Consider the following 23,702-nt stretch of genomic DNA (forward strand, 5'->3'; position numbering starts at 1 on the left):
AATAATAAGCGGATAACGGCGAAGTATGAAAAATCTGTCATGGTTTAATAAAGTAGTTTTCTTTTTCAATATAGTACTCACTGTATTGAGCTTTATTGCCTATGTGTTGCCGTTTCTCGCACCAAAATTATTCCCGTTTTTATCGGTATTGACGTTGGTTTTGCCACTGATGCTGATCCTTAATTTACTATTCCTTTTTTATTGGCTGCTTCAGCTTAAAAAACAGGTACTACTTTCGCTTTGCGTTTTCCTGATCGGGATTACCTTTTTTAATAAATTCTATAAATTCTCATCCAAAGATCTGATCGCTGAAGAGGATGATTTTGTCGTGATGAGTTATAATGTACGACTGTTTAACGTGTTCGAATGGATCAAGCAGGATAATGTAATCGATAAGATCGAAGCGTTTGTATTGTCACAGAATCCGGATATTTTATGTTTGCAGGAATATTCGAATACGCAGCCGGTACACTTTGAAGGCTATAAACATCAGTTTATTTATATGCAGGGCGACAAGGTAAAAACCGGTCAGGCTATTTTTTCGAAATTTCCGATTGTAAACGGTGGGAATATTAAATTTCCAAATTCGAATAATAACGTAATTTTTGCCGATATCAAAAAAGGGAGAGACACCCTTCGCGTATATAGCATGCATTTGCAGTCGATCAAGATAAGTCCCGATATCCACGAGAAAATCGATGAGGTGAAATCTAAAAAGATTTTCAGACGGATTAGTGAAGCCTTTGCGATTCAGCAAATGCAGTCTGAGTTGATCAAACAACATAAAGCGGAATGTCATTTCCCGTTAATTATCTGTGGTGATTTGAATAACAGTGCGTTTTCGTATGTGTACCGTAACATTAAAGGAAACATGAAAGATGCGTTTGAAGAAGCCGGTAAAGGTTTCGGAAAGACCTATGATTATGATTATTATCCGGCGCGCATTGACTATGTTTTTGTCGACAAACGTATCGAGGTAAAGAACTTCGTGAACCACGATAATTTTATCAATTCCGATCATTTTCCGATCACGACCCGATTGACATTACGCGATGAAGCACCACAGCATCCGGTTACATCCGATACCGAAAAAGCAAAAAAATAGTCGCCTTTAAAGCGACTGATTTTTGAGGTATTCCATGGCATAACGCCCTTCGTTAAATAACAGGTCGAGTATACTAAGGTTGTTTATAAAACCGTGTTTTTCTTCAAAAACCTGAGTGTAGGGCTCGAAAACAGCAGTGTCTTTTTTTCCGTTGACTAAGTTTCTAAAATCCGTTTTGTCGGTTACTTCGTGGAAATATTCTTCCGTTTTGGCGTATTTAAAATCCATTCCCAAACAATCCGTTACGATTTCCATGATCTGAAAATTAAGATCCATCATAAAAGTATGTTGTTTTTCAAAAACCGGACGGATATCATCTTCAAAATATTCAAAAAATGGTGACGTTCTATAAGCCGCTTCAAGCGATTTAAAGTGCTGTTTCTGCCAGTTAAAGGCGTTTTCAATCTTAACATCTTTAAATTTCTGATGCAGTTCTTTAGTATGTTTTACCGGAATGTTTAACAATTGTATTCCGTTTGGACTGTAGATATACATCCGGTTACGGTTGGTCTGTTTCTGGAAATTGTCTTCTGTTTCAAAAGTAATCGTATCCGCCTTTGCCATAGCAGTAAAATGGCTGATAGAAGGGAAGTAGGTCGGATGTAGTAAAATGTCCATAGGCTAGTTTTTTTATGACGAAAGAGAAGTAAAATCAGCGGTTATCGCTAACCGGCTTCATCTTACTTCTCATTTCAGTTGGTTTACAGGGTAAACCGTTTTATCGCGATTTTGAATTACGAATTTCTTTTTGCTTTTCTTTTTCTGTAGAAATCATATCCGAACCAGGCTGCCAATACGATAACAAAGTATTTGAAATACGATACCGGTTCGCCGCTTCCACCCACTGTAGTGAACAAACGTTCCCAACGGATCTTATCGATTGCTTTAGCCCAAGGTACATTTTGGTCTAAACTCATCCAAATAAATACCGGTTTTCCAACCACGTTTTCAAACGGTACATAACCCCAGTAACGGCTGTCCTGCGAGTTGTGACGGTTGTCTCCCATCATCCAGTAATAGTCCTGTTGAAAGGTGTAGGAATTGACAACTTTGCCATTGATGCGAATTTCGTCGCCGGTTACTTTTAGATCGTTGTGTTCGTATTCAGTAATGATTTGTTTGTAATACGGAAGCGATTGGGTATTTAAAGCAACTGTCTGTCCTTTCCCAGGGATATAAATCGGACCGAAGTTATCGCGGTTCCAGCCCGGATGTCCTGTAAAAATATCGGATTCGCCTGCTGTAGTCAGTTTTTTAGTAACCGATTTTACGATTGGATTGTTGCGTAAACGGTTGGCTGTTTCATCGGTAAGACACTGAAATATAAATTGAGTCTCAGATATCGCACCAATTTCATTTGGATTTAATTTTAAATCGTGTATCAGGTAATTGTAGTCGAAACGATTACCATCGGTTACCACATCATACGAAAATTGTAGTTTCTGACGATCGTGTAATGGTAATGGTTTTCCATTGATCATAACAACACCATCTTTTATCGAAAGACTGTCGCCCGGAATACCCACACAACGTTTTACATAGTTGGTTTTTTTGTCTACGGGTTTGTAAGTATATTGTCCGGAATTGTCTCCAAACATCGTTTTAACGGTATCTACCGGCCAGTTGAATACTACGATATCGTTGCGCTCGATTTTCTGGATTCCCGGAAAACGGAACGTTGGAATCTGTGGCCAGTTTAAATAGGATTTTGCTTTAATCAATGGAATAGAATCGTGTACCATTGGTAAAGCTACAGCTGTTTGTGGCGTACGGGCTCCGTAATGGAATTTACTCACAAAAAGAAAGTCTCCGATTAATAGCGATTTTTCCAGGGATGATGATGGAATCGTATACGGCTGCATCACATAGGTGTGGACTAATGTGGCTACCACAATAGCAAATAACAGCGAACTTAAGGTGTTGTCTGTCTTGACATGGTTTTTATTCGGAATATAAGTTACGTCTTGTGTATAGTTAATATAATAAATATATAGCCCTAAAGTTACGACACCTAAAATAGTATCGGCAGTCGATTTTTTTCCAAAAGCGCGTAAGATTTCCACCCAGATTACCGGGAACATAATCAGATTGACAATCGGGATAAAAAGAAGGATTGTCCACCAACGCGGACGGTCGATGATTTTCATCAGCACGATTGCGTTGTAAACCGGAATTGCAGCTTCCCAGGATTTACGTCCGGCTTTTTCATATAATTTCCAGGTTCCTACGTAATGAACGATTTGTATTACAAGGAAAAATATAAACCATTGGATTAGTGTCATATTTGTTTTTTTATATTATTACATCAGGTTTAATACGTCTTTCATCGTGTAAATCCCTTTTTTACCAACGATCCACTCAGCAGCAACAACTGCGCCTAAGGCGAATCCTTCGCGGTTATGGGCCACGTGTTTGATTTCGATAAAATCGACTTCAGAGTTATAGGTAACGGTATGCGTACCGGGTACATTTTCGATGCGTTTGGCTTCGATATGTATCTCGTTGGCTTTCGCAGTTTCCATTGTCCAATCCGTATAAGCCGAATTTTCGATGATCCCTTTTGCTAATGAAATAGCGGTTCCGCTGGGCGCATCCAGTTTTTGTGTATGGTGGATTTCTTCCATCGTTACATTGTACTCCTTTAGGTTGGCCATCATTTTTGCCAGGTAATTGTTGAGTTCAAAGAACAGGTTTACGCCCAGGCTGAAATTGGATCCGTATAAAAAAGTACCGTTTTTTTTGCGGCATTCTTCAACTACGGCATCATATTGTTCCAGCCATCCGGTGGTTCCGGATACTACCGGTATATTAGTATCAAAACAAGTGGAAATGTTACGTACGGCACTCGTCGGTACGCTAAAATCGATGGCAACATCGGCATTTTCGAGACCGTCATAGCTATCGCTGCTGGATTTGCGAAGTACAATTTCGTGTCCGCGTTCCAAGGCGATGCGTTCGATCACTTTTCCCATTTTCCCATATCCCAAAAGTGCTATTTTCATTGATCAGTATGCTTTAAAAATGATAATTTAACGTTAGTCCAAGATTTTGTTTGTAGTCCAGATTATTCTGGTAAATATCGGGACGGATCGACAGGTTGTCGTTTACGTTAAATTGCATTAAGTGTGCGTCTACGTTGGCATCCACAATATTCAGAATATAAATCCCAACCGTTACCAGAATGGAAAGATCCCGGTTTCGCTGATAGAATTTTTGCGCTTCGATCAGTCGGTTGTTATCCAGTCCGCCAAAATACGGATCGTTCGGATCGGCCGTACCGTTCAGACGCTTTTTGTATTCGTTACGGAAGTCGTGGTATTTGTTGTTATTGCTGTTGTAGAAATACAAACCGGTTCCCAGTCCGATATAGACTAAGGGAACCTTCCAGTATTTTTTATTGTAAATCTGACCCAATCCCGGTACTACGGCCGAATAAAAAGCGGCTTTCGATGGCGCAAGGGGATTGATGCGAACAGCTTTGACCGTGTCTTTTACTTGTAGCAGCGCGTCGTCTTTTTTATTTTGTGAAAAAACAAACGGACCGATTAAAAGTAAGGTCAGCATCAGTATGGAGGAAAAGCGACGCACTAACCTTCTATTAGCTTAATAATTCGTTTAAAATCTTCTTCGGAATGAAAAGGTATGGTGATTTTTCCTTTACCGTTTCCGGCTACCTTTACATCCACTTTGGCTCCGAAAAATTCGGTAATCGCCTGTTTATTTTCTTCGGCTACTGTAAAAGTGTTTCCTTTTGGTGCTTTGGCCGGAGCCGGTTTTAAACTTTCGTGATAGGCTTTTACCAAAGCTTCCGTTTCCCGTACCGATAGGTTCTGACTTACGATTTTCTGATAGATATCGGTTTGAACGTCCAGATCTTCTACATTGATGATCGCACGTCCGTGTCCCATCGTGATAAAACCGTCGCGGATTCCCGTCTGAATAATCGGATCCAGTTTTAACAAACGCAGGTAGTTCGCAATCGTTGATCGTTTTTTACCCACGCGGTCGCTCATCTGTTCCTGTGTTAACTGAATTTCATCGATCAGACGTTGGTACGATAAGGCAATTTCGATCGGATCCAAGTCATGACGCTGGATGTTTTCCACCAAAGCCATCACCAGCGAATCGTTATCGTTTGCCAAACGAATATAAGCCGGTATCGCTGTTAAACCCACTAATTTTGAAGCGCGCAAACGACGTTCTCCGGAAATCAGCTGGTATTTGTTGAATTCCATTTTTCGAACCGTAATCGGTTGGATTACCCCTAACTCACGGATAGAAGTGGCCAATTCCTGTAACGATTCTTCATTGAAATTGGTACGCGGCTGGAACGGGTTTATTTCAATAGCATCTATTTCAAGCTCAATAATATTCCCAACAACCTTATCGGCATTTTTGTCTTCCACGGATTTAATATCGTTTTCCGGGTCTTTTAATAATGCGGATAAGCCTCTTCCTAATGCTTGTTTTTTTATTGCTTTTGTCATAAAAACTAGTTACTGTTTTTTTTGATTATTTCTTCTGCTAAATGGATATAGTTGGTTGCTCCTTTACTGGTCGCGTCATAGTTAATGATGCTTTCTCCGAAACTCGGCGCTTCACTTAACTTCACATTACGCTGGATAACCGTTTCGAATACCATATCGTTAAAATGTTTTTGTACTTCTTCTACTACCTGATTGGAAAGACGCAAACGGGAATCGTACATCGTTAATAACAATCCTTCGATATCCAGTTGTGGGTTGTGGATTTTCTGAACGCTTTTAATCGTATTCAGTAATTTGCCTAAACCTTCCAACGCAAAATATTCGCATTGGATCGGAATGACTACCGAATCAGCAGCTGTTAAGGCATTAAGCGTTAGCAAACCTAATGACGGTGCGCAATCGATGATGATATAGTCGTACTTTTCCTTAGTGCTTTCCAGTGCTTGTTTTAGCATGTATTCACGGTTTTCTTTGTCGACTAACTCAATTTCGATCGCTACCAGGTCAATATGAGCCGGAATTAAAGATACATTGGGAGCCGAACACGCCAAAGTAGCTTCGTCCGGGGTATTACTATGCTCTAAAATCTGGTAGGTTCCTATTTCTACGCTTTCAACATCGATACCTAATCCGGAACTGGCATTTGCCTGTGGATCAGCATCAATCAATAAAACTTTTTTTTCCAATACGCCTAACGCGGCAGCTAAATTTACTGAAGTTGTAGTTTTTCCAACGCCTCCCTTTTGATTGGCTATAGCAATGATTTTACCCATCTGTCTTTAAAAATTTTGAACCGTAAAAATACAATTTATTATGGTTTATGAAAATCTTATTTGTTAACAATGTAATAAAGTTAGAAGGCCGATGAATGGTTTATATATAATGTTTAGCACTTTGGTTTCTGTCAGATGTTTTATAAAAAATAATATGAAATGTTGCGTTGGGGTAATAGATGTTGTGTTTTGAATATAACAAAATGTTATATAATTTTAGTATATTGCTGATTATTAATGCAAATTTATATATTATGAGCCTAGATGATTTTGAAAAAAATGTGATTACTCAAAAGAATGTAATTACAAAAAAAGAGTTTGTTAATGGAGGGTCTTTTGCGGGCACGCAAACTACAAAGCCGTACAAAACGAATACAACCATAAGTGCAATTCTGGAATGGATTTACGGAAATGATTACGGAACTCAAAACGACGCTTCTGGCGATTGGTATGATGAAGGAACTTGTTAACTTTTTTTTGAGCAGCTCTTTTTTTAAAAAGAGTTGCTTTTTGTTTTTTTTAGGAGTTCTTTGTGTGTCGTGTAAAAATTTTAGAGAAAGGAACTGCTATGAAGATAAGATGTTTATCGATAACGGAAAACCGAATGTTAATAATTTGGACAATACGATTTATAAAAGCGGATCGAAGTTTATCTATTCCATACATTTTTTTAAAGACAATATAGAATACATTTTAGAATTGAAAGGTTTAAGAAGAGAACCTGTTTTAGTTCAAAAAAAGGATATTGATGATGATGCGACAAGAATAAATAAATTTATTCTTACCGTCTTTAAGGGTACGTATAAGTCTATATTGCAAGACCAGACAATAATAAAATACGATTATTATTATGATGATTGCCCAATTGGTGCTCTTTCGGAATTGTCCGGGATTATTGAAGATGAAAGAATGATTTTTTTGCATCCGCCAAGGACATCTTCCGGTTTTTCTTTTTTTGAAGTAACGCCTTTTCCGGTTGTTAATTTCCCGTTAGCGTTAAATAAAGAATGGACAAGTAATTTACATGTCCAGGACAATATGAGACAAGATCTTAAAATAAGCGAATCCCAAATTCATAATAAATATCAAATAGTTGGAAAGGAACAAATTAAGTTGAAGACAATGGGAGTAATGGATTGTTTTGTTATTCATTGTAAATCGTTAGCGAATGGAAAAATAGTTTCTTCTTGCAAGTACTATTTTAATGAAAAATTCGGTTTTGTAAAATTGGATATTGACTATAGGGGGAGAAAAATAATGGTCGAATTGAAAGAAGTAAAATGATCTTAATTTTAAGTGCCCATTTTGATCAAAGCACTAATGATGTCATTGATTGGCTTTGTTATTATAAAGCGCCCTTTGTTAGGGTTGATGGAGAATCCTATTTGAATTCTGAACTGAATTTTAAAGTAATGCTTTCTGATAACGGCATTGAATTAAGTCTTGGGAATATCCTGTTAAACAATCTTACATCTGTTTGGAATAGAAGATGGATTCCGTATAATTTCTCCTTTAACGATGAATTGAAAAAGTTTGAAGATGTTGATATTGGAGTTTTAGCAAATATTAAGAATAATGTAATAATCGAAATGAGAAAGTCATGTAAGCTCCTTTTCGATTTTTTACAAACTAAAAATATTAAATCGTTACCCTTTTTTAATGCAATAGCTATAGATAAAGTAACTGTTCTAAAAACTGCTGCCAGTGTTGGATTGAAAATACCTGAAAGTATTATTTGTAATAATAAGAATGACTTATTGCAATTTTACGAAAAGCATAAAAAAATTATAACGAAACCTTTGGGAGAAGCAATGAGTTTTTCCGGGAAATCACATAATTATATAAACAAAACGGTCATAATTGAGGAATGTTTTCTAGAGCAAATTGAAGAACGATTTTTTCCTTCACTATTTCAAAAATATATCGAAAAGGAAATTGAAATCAGGAGCTTTTTTATAGAAGGGAAGTTTTATTCAATGGCAATTTTTTCTCAATTAGATAAAAAGACTTCCGTAGATTTTAGAAATTATAATGATTTGCATCCTAATCGAAATATACCCTTTAAATTACCTGAAGAAGTTGAAAAAAGAATAGATAATTTGATGTCTATTTTGAATCTTAACACAGGATCTGTTGATATTATACTGACTCCGGATAATGATTTTGTTTTTTTGGAAGTGAACCCTATAGGTCAATTTGGTATGACCTCATATCCCTGTAATTATTACTTAGAAAAAGAAATAGCTAAATCTTTAATTGTAAACTTTAATGAACAGTAAATTACCCGCCATATACTCATTATTAGAAAAAGTTGAAAAGCAGAAAGAAACGGAAATACAGGAGTTGTTTTTTGATTACATAGGTAAGTATAAAACAAAATTATCGATGTGTTCCGGACCACAAAAACCTATTTCAAAAATATTAAAAGATGAAGTATTTTAAATTATTTGCCACCTGTATAATTGTAAAAGGTTGTAAACGAAGTTCAATATCAGATTTAGAAAGAAATAAGAATTATATTATTCCAAATTTTGTAGCTGACTTTTTGTTAAGCGGGAATACTACGATTGATGTAGCTGACAATTTGAAACAATGGATTGATTTATTTGTGAAAGAAGAATTAGGTTTTTTTACAAAATATCCGGAGTATTATCCGGATTTAAGTTTGGAATGGGATAGCCCGGAAACGATAAATAATGCCATTATAGAAGCGGATAATTTAAACGAAGCAGCGCTTATCAATCTTATTGATCAGTTAAACGATTTAAGTTGTAAGTACATTGAATTCCGATTTTACTCCAATATAAATATTCCCTTATGTGAACAAATACTGATAGAATTACATAAAGGTGGCGTTTCAGTTATCGTGATTTATGCTAAATATGACTCTAATGATATGCAGGGTATTCAAGAGCTATTAGCAAAGAGTAATATTATATTAAGTATTGTTTTTCATTCCTGTAATGAGAAAATAATAAATGACAATCCGAGAATATACATTACAAATCATACGATTAACTCATGTACTGATTGCGGTCAAATCTCTCAAGACTATTTTTCAATTAATATAAAAACGTTTACAGAATCCAATCATTTTAATACTTGTCTGAATAAAAAAATCGCCATCGATAATGATGGAGATATAAAGAATTGTCCGTCCATGAAAGAAAGTTATGGCAATATTAAGGATACGAAGTTACTAGATGTCGTTGATAATTATTGTTTTAAAGATTGCTGGAGTATTAAAAAAGATATAATCGAGGTGTGTAAGGATTGTGAGTTTAGACATATTTGTACAGACTGCAGAGCTTATGTTGAAGAACCAAACAATAAGTTTTCAAAACCTTTAAAATGTGGGTATAATCCCTATACTAATGAATGGAGTGAATGGAATTCAGATAACTCTAAAAAAGAGATAATAGCATATTATGGTTTATGAAAATCTTATTTGTTAACAATGTAATAAAGTTCCCGGTAAGGCTGTTGTTCTGTTCGACGGTATTTATCTGACATTTACGGAGGACGGTTTTTGGATTTTTGTTTTACAATTTTAACGCGCCTTGTATTTTTGTTTTTGTTTTAAGTTTGATTTTATAACAATTTGTTTTATTGGTGTGATTTTTTGTAAATTGTAAGGTCAGGATTCCAATAGTGAATATTCATCTAAATATATAAGCTTATGAGAATGTTAGTTGTAGTAGCAAGCTTGTTGCTTTCGTTGGTATTGCTTTCCTGTTCGGGAAGCAAATATTATGTGGATGGCCCGTCCTATAAAAAACAAGCTCGCGGTTATGCCGGTGTTTACAGGCAAGTTCCGCCTGAGAATCAGGGATTGAAAGCGGTTGATACAACCGGTCGTAAAAGGTGGATTGGCACGGTGAATTTTGGCATCCGAAAACCGAATTATGTGGTGCTGCATCATACGGCTCAGGATTCGGTTGGGCAAACCATCCGGACTTTTTTGTCTTCGAAACGTGAGGTAAGTGCGCATTATATAATTGGACGTGATGGAAGTATCGTACAAATGGCAAATGATTATTTTAGAGCCTATCATGCCGGAGTAGGAAAATGGGGAAATGATACTGACCTGAATTCGTCCTCAATTGGGATTGAATTGGATAACAATGGCACCACCGATCCCTGGCCGGATATACAAATTGCGACATTGATTCAGTTATTGGATTATCTGAAAAGTACCTACAATATTCCGCAGGCCAATTTTATTGCACATGCCGATCTGGCGCCTACGCGAAAAGTGGATCCCCACCATTTTCCCTGGAAAAGCATTGCCGAGAAAGGATTTGGTTATTGGTACACAGAAGAAGAACTGATCACACCGCCAGCCGGTTTTGATCCAAAAATTGGACTGAAGGTCATCGGTTATGATGTAAGTAATGCCGACGCGGCCATCAAAGCATTTAAAATTCACTATATTCAGGAAAATGAGGAGTCCGCTGAACTAAGCGAACATGATTTGAGTATTCTTTATGCGATCTACCAAAAGTATTTGTAAACGAAAAAGCCGTTCCAACTGATGGAACGGCTTTCTATATTTTTATTTGTTTCCTTTTTGTTTGATCATGGCTTCGAGCATGTCCCACATTTCTTTTGGTATAGCTTCCAACAGGTTAAACTGTCCGGCGCCCTGTAGCCATTCACCACCATCGATGGTGATCACTTCACCGTTAATGTAGGCTGAAAAATCGGATACCAGATAAGCCGCCAGATTGGCCAGTTCCTGATGGTCGCCTACGCGTTTTAAAGGGACTTTTTTGGCTAAATCGAATTTGTCCTTTAAATCGCCGGGTAATAGTCGGTCCCAGGCACCTTTGGTAGGGAATGGTCCCGGTGCGATCGCGTTGGTACGAATACCATATTTGGCCCATTCTACCGCAAGACTGCGTGTCATGGCCAATACACCGGCTTTAGCTGTAGCCGACGGTACCACATAAGCCGATCCGGTCCAGGCATAGGTCGTTACGATATTCAGAATGTTGGTATTGGTTTGTTTGGTGTCGATCCAGTGTTTTCCAAAAGCTAATGTACAGTTTTTGGATCCTTTTAGTACGATATCGATTATCGTATCAAAAGCATTGGCCGATAGGCGTTCGGTTGGGGAGATAAAGTTCCCGGCAGCATTGTTGAGTAAAACGTCTACTTTTCCAAATGCTTTTAAAACGGCCTGTAGCATGTTTTCTACCTGCTCATAATGCCGGACATCACAGGCGACTGCGAGACATTTACCACCGGTTTCCTGTTCCAGTTCCGTTGCCGTAGTTTGCAATTTGTCCAGATCACGGGAAGTAATGGCTACTTTGGCGCCCAGTTCCAGAAAATATCGGGTCATGGCTTTTCCAAGACCACTTCCGCCACCGGTAACGACGATTACTTTATCTTCCAGTGCGTTATCGCGAAGCATTTTTGCAGTAAAATTCATAGGTTATGTTTTTTGTAATGGTAAATATACTAAAAAATAATATTATGCATGCATAGTAATAGTGTTTCTACAATAGAATAAATGCAATTGGTTACAAAAGCGGATTGTTACAATCCGCTTTTTTTAATAGGTTAGAACCAGACCACCGCCCAATCCCATATCGCTGTCGTAATGAGCCGATAACGACCAGTATTTGGTCAAAATATAACGGGAACCCACACTATACTCGAAGTCGGTGTTCCAGGATCCCCATAAGCGGAGCCGTTCGGTTACCGGGATGTCTTTACGGGTAAACTGTAGTCGGGCTTTTCCTTCATGATCCAGTCGCATATCGGCATTGACCAGCCACGGAAGTTGGTAGATAATTCCAATACAAGCCACGGCACGTTGGTCTTGTGTACTCATTTGTCCGAATAGATTTTTACTTCGTTCCAGACTGTTGTGATAGCGAAAGTCAAATCCGGTATAGACCGATAAATATTGATTTTTGTCCAGATAACGTCCAAAATGGGCTTCGGTTTCATAACCGGATTTTTTGTCGAATCCCAAACGCCATTCTACATCAAAAAAGTTTCGCGTGTTTTCCAATCGCATTTCTCCATCACTACCGTTGCTTTCCAAGCCGACTTCCGCAGAAAAATAATACCGGCGGTCGTCATTATAAACCATCTTTAGTGCTTTTTTCGGATCGGGTAGTTGCGGATTTGGAGGTGAATTTTCATAGGTAAAGATGCGTCCCATTCCGGCCATCATATGGTATAAAATATGGCAATGAAAATACCAATCGCCATATTCTTCCGATGCGTGAAATTCGATCGTGTCGGTTTCCATCGGCATGATGTCGAGTACATTTTTAAGCGGCGCATAATCGCCTTGTCCGTTTAGGATTCTGAAAAAATGACCGTGTAAATGCATCGGATGGCGCATCATCGAATTATTGGTGATGACGATACGGATGTTTTCTCCTTTTTTAATCAGTACTTTATCGGATTCGGAGATGGTTTTGTTGTTTAGCGTCCACACATAACGGTTCATGTTCCCGGTAAGTTCAAAATGCAGGGTTCGAACCGGGCCTTCCGGCAAGTTTGTTTTTACCGGTGATTTCAGCATGGTATAATTCAATGTTACGATATCCGGATTGGTGTTGCCGTGTTGCCCGTGATCGTGTTGTGACATTTCGGGCATGGCAGTGGATTTTTTAGGTTGTTCTTTTCCTGTTATTTCGGGATACATCACGGCATTCATGTCCATCTGTTGTAGGCTCATGTTCATGCCCATGTCTTTCATAGTACCGCCAACGGTCATCATGTCGTTCATCATTTTCATACCTTCGAAATACTTTAATTTCGGTAACGGTTGTTGCAATTGCTTTAAACCGCTTCCCAACCATAGCGATGCCTGACCGGTACGATCTTCGGCAGTGGCAACCAGTTCGAAAGCGTTGCCTTTTTCGGGAATCGTAACGATAATATCGTAGGTTTCGGATACGCCCACAATAAAACGATCCACCGGAACGGGTTGCACATCCATACCGTCGCTGGCAACCACGTCTATTTTTCCACCGGCATAATTGATCCAGAAATAGGTCGAAGCACTACCATTGATCACACGTACGCGTACTTTTTCACCGGGTTTAAATTGCGGAGCCTGGTCTTCGGTTTTTCCATTTACAAAAAAGCGTTCGTAATACACATCGCTCACATCCATTGCATGCATGCGTTTCCATTCATTGGTCAGTTTGGTCTTAAAATGTCCTTTACCAATGGCTTCAGCATAGTTTTGAGTCGCTCCTTTTTTAATGGCATACCAATCGTTGGCTTTGTGTAAGGAACGTTCAATTTCATGTGGATTGGCATCGGTCCAGTCGCTTAGCAACATGGTATATTCGGGCATTGGGACTTCTTCTTTTTTATGGATGATAAAAGCGCCATACATTCCGTTTTGTTCCTGTAGCATCGTATGCGAATGGTACCAATAGGTTCCGCTTTGTTTGATCGGAAATTTATACGTATGCGTACCCATCCCTTTAATCGGAGCGGTGGTCAGATACGGAACACCATCCTGTTCGTTGGGCAATAGTAAGCCATGCCAGTGAATGGAGGTTTCATGGTGCATTTTGTTGTGTACGCGGATCACAGCGGTATCGCCTTCGGTAAAATGTAAGGTTGGTGCCGGAATACTGCCGTTTATGGCAATTCCTTTTACTTTTTTACCAGTATAATTTACGATGGTATCTGAAACATACAGATCGTATTCTTTGACATTTTGCGACCAACTGTTTGCCGTAAAAAACACTATAAAAAGTGATAACAGACTTTTCATCGGATTACGGTTTTAGGGTTTCAACCGTACTGCCACAGCTTAGCATGGCGGAACCGTAATAAGGATTTTTGATGGTGTTTTCCTGACTTAACCAAAACGCGCCTTTTCCGTTGTTATACATCGGGCATTTCTGATAGTAAATCGTATTGCCATTTGTAGCCGATTTTGCCAGTGTGTACAAGTTTTCGGAAAGGGAAGCAAAATGATCCCGCTGGTGTTTTACATCGTTGGTTTCGGCAATATGTTCCGCATCTGTTTTCAACTCGTTTAGAATTTTCATCCAGATCGTATGTTGTGCCGGTTTTAATTGGCCCATCGGAACAGCAGTAATGGCTTTATTCAACGCGGTTGCTTTGGCGGAGGCTGTTTTGCCATCCGATTTGATAAGGGCATCTTTAACCGCAAAATAGTTGGTATAAACCGCACTCAAAACGTCGTTGTTTTGTGACATATCGGCCATGTTGTGCCCTTGATGTTCGGAATGGTTGTTCGCTACCGCCATTGCTTTTACCGGTCGGTCGTACTGGCAACATTCCGGAAGGTTTTTATAGGCTTCGTCCGGTGCGCGGAAAAGATCACTGTCGTATCCGGCATAGGCGACCTTTTTTAAAATAGCATCGGTATTGGTTTTGGTCTGATCATAAGTAACGGTAAGCATGTCGGTGTCAATGTCCCAATTGGCTTTCACAAGGCCTTTTTCGTTAGCGGCTTTTTCGATGGTACGTTTGCACATCCCACAATTGCCGTACACTTTAACGGTTTCGGTTTTTTGATTTTTAATCTGGGCGTCGCATCCGGTAAAAAAGAAGGTAGCAACAAATGCCAAAAATATATTTTTGAAGGTTTTCATGGTATTGAAATTTTTGAATTAATGAATTTGGTGTAATGCATAGAGCCGACGCAAATGGCCGGTTCTGTCGGTTAAATTCTAAAAATCAAATTCGCAATACGTTGTTGAGCAGGTAAATGTCCTGCTTATAATAAGGTTCGGGTGGATTGTAAAATGAATGATTCCGGTTTTCGTTTCTTGGATAGACGAAAGTTAATTCCAGTATCGCAGGAATCGTAAACGGAACGTGAAATGGATTACTGAATTTTGGCGACAATAATTCGGCTTTCTGCTGATTATCGTTGATTTTAAATTGCAGTTGTTTGTCTTCACAACAGCTTTTTTTCATCGGTTGTATCCCGCAAAGACATTTGTCCGTATCGGTTACCGAATGATGGATCGAAGCAAGTTCCTGACCACAAAAATGCGCGGAAAGATTAACTCCTACAGCAGGAATTAAATACAGCAGCATTAAAAGGCTTACCAAAAACTTTTTCATCGGAATAAATCTTGTTCAAAATTATCGAATTAATAAGACTGTAGCCCTAATAATCTGTTAAAATGATCTAGAAGGCTACTTTTTGCAATCGTAATGTCGCCTGTTCCAGCGTGTTGTTGTCTTTGGCGAAACAAAAGCGAACCAGTTTCAGATCTTTTCCATCGGCATAAAAGCTTGAAATCGGAATGGTAGCCACACCATATCGGGTGATCAGTTCTTTACTGAAATCGATATCGTTTTGTTTGGAAAACGAAGCATAGGAAGCCACCTGAAAATAGGAGCCTTCACAAGGCAAGAGTTCAAAAGGAGTTTGGCCCATCAATTCCCGGAAATAATCCCTTTTCTGACGGTACATTGTTGCGATTTCATTAAAATCAACAACATTGAGATATTCGCTGATGGCCGCTTGCGACAGACTGTTTACGCTAAAAACAAGAAATTGGTGTACTTTTTTGATTTCGCGCATCAGGTGTTCCGGAGCGATGGCATAACCGATTTTCCAACCGGTGATGTGCAGTGATTTTCCGAATGAAGAAATGATCACACTTTTGTCACGGAGTTTGATTCGGGTGTTAACCGAAATATGCGGTTGCTCGTAGGTGATGTATTCATAAACCTCATCCGAAAGCAAAATGACATCCGGATAGAGTTCCAACAGCTTTTCCAACTGTATAAAGTCGGCTTCCGACCATATTTTGCCCGTCGGGTTATGCGGGTTATTGATGATCAACATTCTGGTTTTGGCGCTCATTCGGGATGCGATGGCTTCCCAGTTGGGCGTATAATCGTCGTTTAAAGCCACGCGAACGGGTAGGGCATTGCTTAGGAGTATCGGTGCTTCATAACAATCGTAACTGGGATCGAGAATGATGACCTCCTCGTTTTGGTTGACCAACGCCTGGATCGTAGCAAAAATAGCTTCGGTCGCTCCGGCAGTCACGACCATATCGGTTGCCGGGTTTATATTCCGATTATAAGAAACAGATGTCAGTCGCGTTATTTTGTCCAATAAGCCACTATGACCGGCCATTGGTGTGTATTGGTGTACGTTTTCATAGGCCAGTTTAGCCGTAATGGCGGTTAGTCGTTCGTCAACCGGAAAGTTGGGAAAGCCTTGCGACAGGTTGATGGCTTGGTGTTCGTTGGCCATTTGCGACATTACCGTAAAAATACTGGTACCGATATGAGGGAGTTTTGACATGCTGTTGTTGTTGTTGTCACACCTGACAGGTTTCTAAAACCTGTCAGGTGTAGCGGTATTACGAATTAATCCCCCAAATACCATCGATCGGGAGGTTTTGATTTTTCAGTTGATGAATATATTTAAAATTTTCAATTCCTCCGAAAAATTTGAGAACCATTTCTCGTTTTAGTTTTGTTTTTTAGCAGATAAAATGGTTTTGTACGAACTCCAAAGATAGGTCGCCGGATGCTTGCATAAATTATGATGGATTGGATTGTTGTGTACATAAACAACACTGTCTAGAAAGTAATCGATTGTATTGATTTCCTTTCTTTTAAAAGGACGTTCAAACAAAGCACCATGCCTGTTTTGGCTTTTGTTATACGCTTTGGTATAGGCATTAAATAAATTGGAAAATGCCTGTGAAGGTAAAATAGGGTTTAAGAATATATTTTCAGTAGTGTTTTTGATCCGAACAATAAAATGGAAATGATTCCGCATTAAACACCAGGCAAAAGTTTCGGCAATGGGATCGATATGATGTTCGTATAACTTTAGAAAGTATTCATAATTTTCATGTTTCCGAAATAGGGCGCAACTGTTGATGCCGCGATTGTAAATGTGATAGTATTTATTGTATTCAAGTGGAACTAATGTTTTCATGGCGTAGAAGATTTTACACCTGACAGGTTTTCAAAACCTGTCAGGTGTAGTAATAAGGTATAGCATACAATATACAAAAAATAAGCCAACCCTAAGGTTGGCTTTGTATGGTTAAGCGTCCATCAGGATCTCAAGGATCTTAATGGCGGCTTCGCTAATTTTTGTTCCGGGGCCGAAAACGGCTACAGCACCACTGTCGAATAAATATTGGTAATCCTGTGCCGGGATAACACCACCCACGATCACCATAATATCTTCCCGTCCGTATTTTTTAAGTTCTTCAATCACCTGTGGAACCAGTGTTTTATGACCGGCTGCCAGTGAGGATACCCCTAAAATATGAACGTCGTTTTCTACAGCTTGTTTGGCTGCTTCGGCCGGCGTTTGGAATAAAGGACCAATGTCGACGTCAAAACCAACATCGGCATAACCGGTGGCTACTACTTTGGCACCACGATCGTGTCCGTCCTGACCCATTTTGGCGATCATAATACGCGGACGACGGCCTTCGGATTTGGCAAAAGCATCGGCTAACTGCTTGGCTTTTTCAAAACTTTCGTCGTTTTTAATTTCTTTACTGTACACGCCACTAAAGGATTTGATTTGTGCTTTATATCTTCCGAAAACCGATTCGAGTGCATCGCTGATTTCACCTAAGGTGGCTCTGTTTCGCGCAGCCTCTACGGCCAATTCCAATAAGTTCCCCTGTCCGGTTTTGGCACATTCGGTTAGCTTGGCTAAACACTCCTGTACTTTTTCGGAATTACGGGTGGCTTTAATATGATCCAAACGTTCGATCTGTTGTTTTCGAACGGTCTGATTGTCGACTTCTAAAATATGTAACGGATCCTCTTTTTCAAGTCGGTATTTGTTTACACCCACAATAATATCCTGCCCACTGTCGATACGCGCCTGTTTACGTGCAGCGGCTTCTTCGATACGCAGTTTTGGAATTCCGGCTTCGATGGCTTTTGTCATACCGCCCAATTCTTCTACTTCTTCGATTAACGCCCACGCTTTTTGTGCGATTTCATGCGTCAGACTTTCCACATAATAACTACCGGCCCAGGGGTCGACCGTTTTACATATTTTGGTTTCTTCCTGAAGGAAAATCTGAGTGTTACGAGCGATACGTGCCGAGAAATCTGTTGGTAAAGCAATTGCCTCATCCAATGCATTGGTATGAAGCGATTGTGTTCCTCCGAAAGCGGCAGCGGCGGCTTCGATTGCCGTACGCGCTACGTTGTTAAACGGATCCTGCTCGGTTAAACTCCATCCGGAAGTCTGACAGTGGGTTCGCAAGGCAAGGGATTTATCATCCTTCGGATCGAATTGTTTTAGCAATTTAGCCCAAAGCATTCGTCCGGCTCTCATTTTGGCGATTTCCATAAAATGGTTCATACCGATAGCCCAGAAAAACGATAAACGCGGTGCGAATTCGTCAATTTTCATTCCGGCGGCCAATCCGGTTCGGATGTATTCCAATCCGTCGGCCAAAGTATAGGCCAACTCGATATCGGCTGTGGCTCCGGCTTCCTGCATATGGTATCCGGAAATGGAAATCGAGTTGAATTTCGGCATCTTTTTACTGGTATAGTCAAAGATGTCGGCTATGATTTTCATCGATGGTGTTGGCGGATAAATATAAGTGTTCCGCACCATGAATTCTTTTAAAATGTCATTTTGGATAGTCCCGGATAATAGTTTTGCTTCCACACCCTGTTCTTCGGCGGCTACAATATAAAAGGCCATAATGGGTAATACGGCACCATTCATTGTCATCGAAACCGACATTTCGTTTAACGGAATCTGATCGAAAAGAATTTTCATATCCTCTACGCTGTCAATCGCTACACCGGCTTTTCCGACGTCGCCTACTACACGTTCGTGATCACTGTCGTAACCGCGGTGTGTGGCCAGGTCAAAAGCGACCGATAGTCCTTTTTGTCCGGCGGCAAGGTTTCGACGGTAGAAAGCATTACTTTCTTCAGCGGTCGAAAACCCGGCATACTGACGGATCGTCCAGGGACGGCGTACATACATGGTCGCATACGGTCCGCGCAAATTGGGTGCAAATCCGGCTCCGAAGTGTAGATGTTCCAGATCCTGAAGATCGGCTTCGGAATAGGTTTGTTTGATTTCAATTCCTTCGGCGTTGACAGTGGTCGCCACATTAACGGTTTCCGCCTGCGTTCTGGAATTGTCTAAAGTTATATGTTGAATATTTTTTCTCATTTCAAAGCTGCTGTTATGATGCTGATGCGCCCGGTAAACGTATTATTTTTCGGTTTCCAATCGTTCCTGTTCCAGTTTTTCGGCCAGTCGTTTTTCGATGATTGGCGTGATTAACGTTTTGCGCGGGTTTACCTTTACAAACGGATACAGTTCCAGATCATGACTCATACGGTCTTCTTTGTTCGGGTATTTGTTGGTTCCCAATAGGATTTCTTTACCATTGTCGAACAATTCCTGTTCTTTTTTGGCGCTTTCTCCAATTTTTCGTTGAATGGTACCTTCGATTAATTGAGTGATAAAACCACCGTTGGCTTCAATATCCTTAAATAGGGTAAGGGCTTTTTCGGCTAACTGATTCGTAAGGGATTCAATATAATAAGCACCGTCCGACGGGTTGTTTACCAGGTCAAAATAGCTTTCGTGTTTTAAAACCAATAATTGATTTCTCGAAATACGATCGCCAAACTCATTGTCTTTATGATAAATCGCATCATAAGCCAGATTCGAAACCGAATTCGCACCACCCAAAATCGCACTCATACATTCGGTGGTGGTTCGAAGCATGTTGACGTTATAATCGTAAAGGGTTTTGTTCCGTTTTGTCGGTACGGCTATGATATGACACTCGTGTTTGTGGTCGTATTCTTTTGCCAGCGTAGTAAATAACAGGCGAAGGGCGCGTAGTTTGGCAATCTCGAAAAAGTAGTTGGTTCCTACGGCTACCTGAAGTGTTACCGGTGAACCGATCGTAACCATCCGGTTAAAATATTCGTTTACATGCGAAAGCGTATAGGCCAGCTGTTGTACGATATTGGCTCCGGCATTCTGATACAAACTGCTGTTGATGCTCAGAAAATTCAGGTTGGTACATTTTAACGCAATATCGTTTAACGTATTAAAGTCGGTGTCGAGGTTGCTATGCCAATTACCGTCCTGAGCCAGTTGCCCGATCGGGTCCACATGCAGGTAAATAGTGGCGTTGTGCTTTTTAGCGATACCATTGATCTTCTCGATAAACGGAAGGTCCAGAAAATGAAAATTCAGATACACCGGAGTGGTTTCCAACGGAAGCGACGTCAATAGCTTTTCGATAGCGACTTTTTCATTTTCTAATGTAAAACGCAAACTTTCGGCACCGCGGGATAGGGTTTCCTTCGCGCGTGCAATCGATTTTTCCAGATCGTGTACAAAAATATTCTGTACGATTTTAAATCCGGATACCTCGGTCGGAATAGCTAAAGGCTCCGCAGCTTCATCAATATGATAAAACGGACGTACTTTAATCCCTTCGGGGCTTTCCCAAACCAGGGTTTCGTTGTAATCGGCTCCTTTTAATTCGTATTGAATCTGTGTTTTCCATTGTTTGGACGATACCGCCTCAAAATCCGTAAACAGTTTGTTGCTCATAATGCAAAATTAAAGTGATTTTGTGTCCTCTTCGGGCACATCTTCTTCAAACTCGATGATATAAATATCTTCCTTGTCCCGTTTCATATAATATTTTTCGCGGGCATACTTTTCAATCTGATCCGGATTTTTCAGCTTTTTGATGTTTTCGCTGTCTTTTTTAATCTCGTCCTGATAGTATTTTTTATTGTCTTCGAGTTCGTTTATTTCCTTGTCCAGAACGCGGTGTTCCAGATAAGAGTAGTTGTCCAGAAACAGCATCCAGATCGCAAAAAAAAGGCTCACCAATACATAGCGGTTCCCGAATATTTTCAGGAAAGGATACTGGGTAACTATTTTTTCGAATGCTTTTTTCATGGCTTATAAAGGTAACGATAAATTATGATATTCTTTGGTTGATCACCGCACGCACCACGTCGATAGCTACCGTATTGTACTTGTCGTTCGGGATGATAATGTCGGCATAGGCTTTCGATGGCTCGATAAATTGTTCGTGCATCGGTTTTAATGTCGACTGGTAGCGGTTTAATACTTCTTCCATATCGCGGCCACGCTCGGCAATGTCACGCTTTAAACGACGGATCAAACGCTCGTCGGAATCGGCATGTACAAAGATTTTTACATCAAACATATCGCGCAATTCCGGATTGGTCAGGATTAAAATTCCTTCTACAATCATTACTTTACGCGGATGTGTTACGATGGTGTCGTCGGTTCGGTTGTGCGTTACAAACGAATATACCGGTTGTTCGATGGTTTTACCGTCTTTTAAGTCTTTTAGATGGCTTACCAATAATTCAAAGTCAATTGCTCTGGGATGATCAAAGTTGATAAGCGCTCGCTCATCAAAGCTGAGGTTGTGGGTGGCCTTATAGTAGGAGTCCTGCGAAATAATCCCTACTTCGGTTTCGGGTAATTCATTCATAATCTGATGGACTACTGTCGTTTTTCCACTACCAGTTCCTCCGGCAATACCAATTATAAGCATAAATAGTTTTGTTGTTTTTTATCACCGCAAAAATAATAATTAATAGGAAGTGGGGTTTATTTTTTTTAGTTTTATGCTATAGTTAGATTATTCAGATCCGGTATAAATTGCATCGGACTTAAATAGCTTTGTTTTAAAACTTTAGAAACGACAAAAGTATGGCGATAACGATTCAGGACGATGTAACGGCAGGGAAGATGATGCTTTACCTGGCCGAAAAGTACCAACTTGAATTGATTACGGTCGATGCCCGGGTGACTTTACTCGGGGAAGGCGAAAAAGCGCGTCGGATTTATTTTATAAAAGAAGGTTGCCTGCGTTTGTGGATGAACAATAACGGTAAGGAAATTACGAATCAGTTTTTTTTCGAAGGAAGTCTGGTGGCTTCATTGGAAAGTGTGCTTACGAATCAGCCGAGTGATTTTTATCTGGAAAGCCTTGAAAAAAGCGTCCTTTATGTGCTCGAAAAAGAACGTTTTGAGCAGTTATGGGAAGAGGATGCCGAATTTAAAGCCTGGTTTGATCACTATATTTTAAAGCGGTTTATCTATTATTCGAAACATTTGCTGTCGTTTTTGCGGGATAAACCCGAAGAGCGGTATCGCAATCTTTTACAAAAGAATCCGGATATTTTCCAACGGATTCCACAACATTATATCGCGACCTATCTCGGAATAACGGCCGTTTCGCTGAGTCGTATCCGGAATAAAACAGCAAAATCCAAGTAACGATCTTAACAATTGTTATCGTTTTACTACAGTCGGTTGCCGGAATTTTGTCTAAAAATAAAAAGATGAAAGCAGCTGTTTTAACACAATTGGGAACGGTTCCGGTTTATGCCGAATTCGCCGATCCACAACCCAAAAACGAAAATGAAATCGTTATCGATGTGAAAGCCGCATCGGTCAAAAATCTGGACAAACTACGCGCCAGCGGAAAGCATTACGCCAGTTATACGCAACTACCGACTGTGGTTGGTTTTGACGGCGTGGGAACGCTGGCCGACGGAACCTTAGTCTACGCCCAGGGAATTAGCGGAATGCTGGCCGAAAAAGCGCTGATCCACAAAGATAAATACCTTGTACTCCCTTCGAATATTGATGTAGCAACGGCGGCGGCTTTGCCCAATGCGGTCATCGGATCGGCGATGGCATTAGTGTTTCGTGCCAAAATCCGTCCCGGTGCAGTTGTATTGATCAACGGTGCGACGGGTGTAACCGGACAAGTGGCGGTGCAATTGGCCAAACATTACGGCGCGTCGAAGGTAATCGCTACGGGTAGGAATACGGATTCTCTGGAAAAACTACGGACTTTAGGCGCGGATGAAATCGTGTCGCTACAAAATGAAGATGCCGTTATCGTGGAAAAACTAAAGGCGATTCAGCAGCAAAATCCGATCGACATTGTGATCGATTATATCTGGGGCCATTCGGTGGAGTTATTACTTCAGGCATTAAAAGGCAAAGGTGGTTATACGCATCCGGTGAAAATCGTAACGGTGGGCAGTATTTCGGGAGAGGAAATTGTATTGCGATCGGATGTATTGCGCAGTACGGCGATTGAAATTCTCGGATCGGGCATCGGGAGTCTTTCCGAAAGTGAAATGAAATTATATATAGCAGAAGTATTGCCGGAGGCATTTCAACTGGCGTCCGCCGGGAAATTACAGATTGCAACCGAAGTAGCACCCTTAGCCGAAATTCATAACTATTGGAACAAAACGATTGATGCCGGAAAGCGACTGGTGATTGCTGTTGGGTAGAAACAAGAGAAA

24 protein-coding genes are annotated in these 23,702 nt (G+C 40.1%); 8 read left to right on the forward strand and 16 right to left on the reverse strand.

Going from position 1 to position 23,702, the window contains the following annotated elements:
- Positions 1 to 25: 25 nt before the first annotated feature.
- A complete protein-coding gene (locus ABFU83_RS01890) occupies positions 26 to 1,105 on the forward strand; it encodes an endonuclease/exonuclease/phosphatase family protein (protein WP_347068469.1) in 1,080 nt (359 codons plus the stop codon).
- 6 nt (positions 1,106 to 1,111) lie between these two features.
- Here the strand turns inward: ABFU83_RS01890 and ABFU83_RS01895 are convergent, their stop codons facing one another.
- The 6 genes from ABFU83_RS01895 to ABFU83_RS01920 all read right to left on the reverse strand — a co-directional run bounded on the left by ABFU83_RS01895 (position 1,112) and on the right by ABFU83_RS01920 (position 6,365).
- Positions 1,112 to 1,723, reverse strand: coding sequence for a WbqC family protein (locus tag ABFU83_RS01895; protein WP_347068471.1), 612 nt, complete (start codon positions 1,721 to 1,723; stop codon positions 1,112 to 1,114).
- Between the two features lie 116 nt (positions 1,724 to 1,839).
- Positions 1,840 to 3,387 (reverse strand): signal peptidase I, encoded by a 1,548-nt coding sequence (gene lepB / locus ABFU83_RS01900; protein ID WP_347068473.1) that lies wholly within the window; start codon positions 3,385 to 3,387, stop codon positions 1,840 to 1,842.
- A gap of 18 nt (positions 3,388 to 3,405) precedes the next feature.
- Entirely contained in the window at positions 3,406 to 4,107 is a 702-nt protein-coding gene (gene dapB / locus ABFU83_RS01905; RefSeq protein WP_347068475.1) for a 4-hydroxy-tetrahydrodipicolinate reductase, read from the reverse strand.
- A gap of 13 nt (positions 4,108 to 4,120) precedes the next feature.
- On the reverse strand, positions 4,121 to 4,693 hold the full coding sequence (locus tag ABFU83_RS01910) for a DUF5683 domain-containing protein (protein ID WP_347068476.1): 573 nt from the start codon (positions 4,691 to 4,693) through the stop codon (positions 4,121 to 4,123).
- Positions 4,693 to 5,592, reverse strand: a complete 900-nt coding sequence (locus ABFU83_RS01915; RefSeq protein ID WP_347068478.1) for a ParB/RepB/Spo0J family partition protein — start codon at positions 5,590 to 5,592, stop codon at positions 4,693 to 4,695. The genes ABFU83_RS01910 and ABFU83_RS01915 overlap by 1 nt, the downstream gene beginning before the upstream one ends.
- Before the next feature lie 5 nt (positions 5,593 to 5,597).
- Positions 5,598 to 6,365 carry an AAA family ATPase gene (locus tag ABFU83_RS01920; protein ID WP_347068480.1) on the reverse strand — a complete coding sequence of 256 codons (768 nt, stop codon included), beginning with the start codon at positions 6,363 to 6,365 and terminating at the stop codon, positions 5,598 to 5,600.
- 254 nt (positions 6,366 to 6,619) lie between these two features.
- On the opposite strand from ABFU83_RS01920, the gene ABFU83_RS01925 reads away from it, so the two are divergent.
- The 5 genes from ABFU83_RS01925 to ABFU83_RS01945 all read left to right on the forward strand — a co-directional run bounded on the left by ABFU83_RS01925 (position 6,620) and on the right by ABFU83_RS01945 (position 10,878).
- Complete coding sequence (locus ABFU83_RS01925; RefSeq protein WP_347068482.1) at positions 6,620 to 6,835, forward strand: hypothetical protein; 216 nt, start codon at positions 6,620 to 6,622, stop codon at positions 6,833 to 6,835.
- Positions 6,816 to 7,649 carry a hypothetical protein gene (locus ABFU83_RS01930; protein WP_347068483.1) on the forward strand — a complete coding sequence of 278 codons (834 nt, stop codon included), beginning with the start codon at positions 6,816 to 6,818 and terminating at the stop codon, positions 7,647 to 7,649. The genes ABFU83_RS01925 and ABFU83_RS01930 overlap by 20 nt, the downstream gene beginning before the upstream one ends.
- Complete coding sequence (gene gwsG / locus ABFU83_RS01935; RefSeq protein ID WP_347068484.1) at positions 7,646 to 8,644, forward strand: grasp-with-spasm system ATP-grasp peptide maturase; 999 nt, start codon at positions 7,646 to 7,648, stop codon at positions 8,642 to 8,644. Before ABFU83_RS01930 ends, gwsG begins: the two co-directional genes overlap by 4 nt.
- A gap of 149 nt (positions 8,645 to 8,793) precedes the next feature.
- Entirely contained in the window at positions 8,794 to 9,804 is a 1,011-nt protein-coding gene (gene gwsS, locus ABFU83_RS01940; RefSeq protein WP_347068486.1) for a grasp-with-spasm system SPASM domain peptide maturase, read from the forward strand.
- Between the two features lie 240 nt (positions 9,805 to 10,044).
- Complete coding sequence (locus ABFU83_RS01945; RefSeq protein WP_347068488.1) at positions 10,045 to 10,878, forward strand: N-acetylmuramoyl-L-alanine amidase; 834 nt, start codon at positions 10,045 to 10,047, stop codon at positions 10,876 to 10,878.
- Between the two features lie 42 nt (positions 10,879 to 10,920).
- Here ABFU83_RS01945 and ABFU83_RS01950 read toward each other — a convergent pair whose 3' ends face one another.
- The 10 genes from ABFU83_RS01950 to udk form a co-directional block, all read right to left on the reverse strand.
- Positions 10,921 to 11,802: an SDR family oxidoreductase gene (locus ABFU83_RS01950; protein ID WP_347068489.1), complete on the reverse strand. Its 882-nt coding sequence runs from the start codon at positions 11,800 to 11,802 to the stop codon at positions 10,921 to 10,923.
- 123 nt (positions 11,803 to 11,925) lie between these two features.
- Complete coding sequence (locus ABFU83_RS01955) at positions 11,926 to 14,124, reverse strand: multicopper oxidase domain-containing protein (RefSeq protein ID WP_347068491.1); 2,199 nt, start codon at positions 14,122 to 14,124, stop codon at positions 11,926 to 11,928.
- Positions 14,125 to 14,128: 4 nt separating this feature from the next.
- Positions 14,129 to 14,974: a DUF3347 domain-containing protein gene (locus tag ABFU83_RS01960; protein WP_347068493.1), complete on the reverse strand. Its 846-nt coding sequence runs from the start codon at positions 14,972 to 14,974 to the stop codon at positions 14,129 to 14,131.
- Between the two features lie 85 nt (positions 14,975 to 15,059).
- On the reverse strand, positions 15,060 to 15,452 hold the full coding sequence (locus ABFU83_RS01965) for a hypothetical protein (protein ID WP_347068495.1): 393 nt from the start codon (positions 15,450 to 15,452) through the stop codon (positions 15,060 to 15,062).
- A 67-nt stretch (positions 15,453 to 15,519) separates the two neighbouring features.
- Complete coding sequence (locus tag ABFU83_RS01970) at positions 15,520 to 16,653, reverse strand: methionine aminotransferase (RefSeq protein ID WP_347068496.1); 1,134 nt, start codon at positions 16,651 to 16,653, stop codon at positions 15,520 to 15,522.
- 168 nt (positions 16,654 to 16,821) lie between these two features.
- A complete protein-coding gene (locus ABFU83_RS01975; RefSeq protein WP_347068498.1) occupies positions 16,822 to 17,298 on the reverse strand; it encodes a hypothetical protein in 477 nt (158 codons plus the stop codon).
- Between the two features lie 111 nt (positions 17,299 to 17,409).
- Complete coding sequence (gene scpA / locus ABFU83_RS01980; protein ID WP_347068499.1) at positions 17,410 to 19,533, reverse strand: methylmalonyl-CoA mutase; 2,124 nt, start codon at positions 19,531 to 19,533, stop codon at positions 17,410 to 17,412.
- A gap of 42 nt (positions 19,534 to 19,575) precedes the next feature.
- Positions 19,576 to 20,940, reverse strand: a complete 1,365-nt coding sequence (locus ABFU83_RS01985; RefSeq protein WP_347068501.1) for a methylmalonyl-CoA mutase subunit beta — start codon at positions 20,938 to 20,940, stop codon at positions 19,576 to 19,578.
- 9 nt (positions 20,941 to 20,949) lie between these two features.
- The gene (locus ABFU83_RS01990) at positions 20,950 to 21,297 is read right to left on the reverse strand and encodes a septum formation initiator family protein (RefSeq protein ID WP_230979000.1); all 348 of its coding nucleotides are present in this window, start codon (positions 21,295 to 21,297) and stop codon (positions 20,950 to 20,952) included.
- A 22-nt stretch (positions 21,298 to 21,319) separates the two neighbouring features.
- Complete coding sequence (gene udk / locus ABFU83_RS01995; protein ID WP_136403358.1) at positions 21,320 to 21,928, reverse strand: uridine kinase; 609 nt, start codon at positions 21,926 to 21,928, stop codon at positions 21,320 to 21,322.
- 158 nt (positions 21,929 to 22,086) lie between these two features.
- Between udk and ABFU83_RS02000 the strand changes: the two genes are divergently transcribed.
- Entirely contained in the window at positions 22,087 to 22,656 is a 570-nt protein-coding gene (locus ABFU83_RS02000) for a Crp/Fnr family transcriptional regulator (RefSeq protein ID WP_347068503.1), read from the forward strand.
- Positions 22,657 to 22,721: 65 nt separating this feature from the next.
- The gene (locus ABFU83_RS02005; protein ID WP_347068504.1) at positions 22,722 to 23,690 is read left to right on the forward strand and encodes a zinc-binding dehydrogenase; all 969 of its coding nucleotides are present in this window, start codon (positions 22,722 to 22,724) and stop codon (positions 23,688 to 23,690) included.
- Positions 23,691 to 23,702: the final 12 nt, after the last annotated feature.

Source organism: Flavobacterium sp. WV_118_3, assembly GCF_039778605.1.
Classification (GTDB): domain Bacteria; phylum Bacteroidota; class Bacteroidia; order Flavobacteriales; family Flavobacteriaceae; genus Flavobacterium.